The organism is Macellibacteroides sp., assembly GCF_050251695.1.
Taxonomy (GTDB): Bacteria; Bacteroidota; Bacteroidia; order Bacteroidales; family Tannerellaceae; genus Macellibacteroides; species Macellibacteroides fermentans.
The window spans coordinates 1-2,786 of record NZ_JBFWMI010000183.1 but is presented as its reverse complement, the minus strand read 5'-3'; the positions used below and the strand labels follow the sequence as shown (position 1 = coordinate 2,786).

Annotated in this window: 2 protein-coding genes and 1 rRNA gene; 1 reads left to right on the top strand and 2 read right to left on the bottom strand. The window is 37.5% G+C overall.

Annotated features, from left to right (window positions below; translation table 11 throughout):
* Positions 1–144 precede the first annotated feature (144 nt).
* A complete protein-coding gene (locus AB7E53_RS14865) occupies positions 145–525 on the top strand; it encodes a RidA family protein (protein ID WP_179399455.1) in 381 nt (126 codons plus the stop codon).
* Positions 526–621: 96 nt separating this feature from the next.
* On the opposite strand, the gene AB7E53_RS14860 is transcribed toward AB7E53_RS14865, so the two are convergent.
* Complete coding sequence (locus AB7E53_RS14860) at positions 622–2,448, bottom strand: YgiQ family radical SAM protein (protein WP_446776576.1); 1,827 nt, start codon at positions 2,446–2,448, stop codon at positions 622–624.
* Between the two features lie 259 nt (positions 2,449–2,707).
* Positions 2,708–2,786: ribosomal RNA gene (gene rrf, locus AB7E53_RS14855) — 5S ribosomal RNA — on the bottom strand; the annotation flags it as partial.

Genomic DNA, 2,786 nt, shown 5'->3' with positions numbered 1-2,786 from the left:
TTGAATGTATCCGTAGCATCTTCAATTCTTGTTTACGAGGTTGTTAGACAAAGAATGAACGAAAAACACTAAGTTTTAACGATTAAAATTTGCTGAATATTTAACTATAGTAGGTTTCAGACCTCAAATATAAATTAGATTCATATGAAAAAAGTAATTTCAACATCTAACGCTCCTGCTGCAATTGGTCCGTACAGCCAGGCAATTCAGGTTGGGAATATGTTATTCATGTCTGGTCAGCTTGGTATTGATCCTTCAACCGGAGCTTTTGCCGAGGGTGGAGTAACCGAACAGACTATTCAGTCTTTCAAAAATATGAATGCTATTCTTACGGAAGCAGGCTATACGATGAATGATGTGGTTAAAACAACTGTTTTTCTTGCCGACATGAATGATTTTGCCGCAATGAATACCGTCTATGCATCTCAATTCGAAGGAGCCTTCCCTGCTCGCTCAGCTGTTGCCGTTAAAACATTACCCAAAAACGGATTAGTTGAAATTGAGGTTATTGCTGTAAAAGAATAATAATTCCCTATCATATACAGATAAGGCTTTCATAAATTATGAAAGCCTTATCTGTATATGATAGTTTACAATGGCATCAAAGTATACTGGCGATCACTATTTTCCAAAAAGTCTGGAAATAAGATCTTTTCTTCCTAAACGTTGTAATGTCTTGGTTATTTGATTTTTATAAGACTTGTCATACCAGAAGAAAAACTGCCTTTGCGCTAATTTTTGTTCTTTTGTATGGGCTGTATAAACCTTCTCCAATGTATAGGGATGATAGCCTGTGTAATACATTTCAGTAGCAAGCGTCATTGGTGTCGGCGTAAAATCCTGCACCTGTTCCAAATGAAAATGAAGATCTTTTGTAATTGCAGCCAACTCAGCCATATCCGCCTCAGTACATCCCGGGTGACTTGAAATAAAGTAAGGAATCAATTGCTGATTTAATCCCTCTTCCTTATTTATACGATCGAATATTTTCTTAAACTGACCAAACTGGGTAAACGAAGGTTTACGCATCTGTTTTAGTACTTCATCTGAAGTATGTTCTGGCGCCACTTTCAAACGACCGGACACATGATGAGCAATAAGCTCCCTCATATATTTATTAGCCGAATCATTCAACGCATTATCATCATATCTGTTTAATAACAAATCATATCTAACTCCACTTCCAATAAATGATTTCTTTATCCCCGGAATACTGTCAACTTCTTTATACAACTCAAGCATTGGTGTATGATCAGCATTCAGATTTTTACACACTTTAGGAGAAATACAAGACGGTCTTTTACACTTCCTACATATCGATAAATCTTTTCCTTTCATTCGGTACATATTAGCCGAAGGACCGCCTAAATCACTTAGATACCCTTTAAAATCGGGCATACCTGTAATAATCTTTATCTCTTTTAAAATGGAATCTTTACTTCGGGAAGCAATAAATTTTCCTTGATGTGCTGAAATAGTACAAAAGGCACAACCTCCAAAACAACCTCTGTGTAAGTTTACAGAAAACTGTATCATATCAAATGCAGAGATTGTCTTTCCTTTATATTTAGGATGAGGAAGTCTTGTATATGGCAAATCAAAACTGGCATCCAACTCAGCCTCTGTCATTGGAGGAAAAGGAGGATTTACAACTATTGATTCATTACCAACTCGCTGAATAATCCTGGATGCTTCCATCTTATTGGATTCTTCTTCAATATGTTTGAAGTTTTTAGCCTGTTTCAGTTTGTCAAGCAAGCACTCTTCATGAGAAAAGAGATTTATATCTCCAGGTAGTATATGAGCAGATACATCCTCCGACGGAGTTAAATAGGCCGTCTGTGGAATATCCTTTATATCGGAAAATGGAACACCTCTTTTTAATTTGTTTACAAGAGATCTTAATGGCTGTTCTCCCATTCCATAAATAAGTAAATCAGCCCTACTCTCAATCAATATACCTGGTTTAAGCTTATCTTGCCAATAATCATAATGAGTAAGGCGGCGCAAAGAAGCTTCGATGCCACCCAATACAACCGGGACATCAGGATATAACTTCTTTAATATTTGTGTATAAACGATACTTGGATAATCGGGTCTCATTCCAGCTCTTTTATCAGGAGTGTACGCATCGTCACTACGTAAACGTTTGTTGGCTGTATAATGATTTATCATCGAATCCATAGCACCTGCACTTACTGCAAAAAATAGCCGTGGAATTCCCAGCTTCTTAAAATCACGTAAATCATCACGCCAATTAGGTTGTGGTACAATAGCAACACGCAACCCCAGGGCTTCCAATGTTCGGCCAATTACAGCCGGGCCAAAAGAAGGATGATCAACGTAGGCATCTCCCGAAAAGAAAATTACATCCACGTAATCCCACCCTCTTGCCTCTATTTCTTTTTTAGTAGTAGGCAACCAATCTTCCAGTCTGTATTTATTCATGCTGCAAAGGTATATCTTTTTATTGATATAATTACAACGCTCGTTTTTATGCATTACCCATTGCTATACAATATCATTCGCTAAAAAAACACAGACCCTCATTTTTGATCAATTCAGTTTATAGTCATTACCAAAGGGTGGTTCCTATGCAGGTAAATATACAGAAGTTTCAGTGGCTGATACATTAAGAAGAATATTAGTCGACAGGGTATATAAACAAAAAAAGGAGTCAGTTCTATTGAACTAACTCCTTCTCTAAAAACGGCGGCTACCTACTCTCCCACTGTTACGCAGTACCATCGGCGTGGGTGGGCTTAACTTCTCTGTTCGGAATGGGA